Annotated in this window: 1 protein-coding gene; it reads right to left on the reverse strand. The window is 52.6% G+C overall.

What is annotated here, in order from left to right; all coding sequences use genetic code 11:
* A partial coding sequence (locus AC23P2_RS31500) for an Ig-like domain-containing protein (RefSeq protein WP_487776851.1) occupies positions 1–215 on the reverse strand: 215 nt, incomplete at both ends.

Here is a 215-nt window from a genome sequence, read left to right on the forward strand (position 1 = left end):
TTCACCGTCGCCGTGTCGCACTTGCTCGGTACACCATTGTCACACACTGAATACTTAAATGTATCTGTCCCTACAAAACCTGAATTCGGCGTGTAGGTAATCGTTCCGTCGGGGTTGACCGTCGCCGTGCCGTTGGTTGGATTGCTAATCTTCGTCGGTACTCCCAAGACGTTGCCGTCAGGGTCGCCGTCGTTGGCTTTCACATTGATTACCAC

Source organism: Runella sp. R0.1_18, from assembly GCF_057652155.1.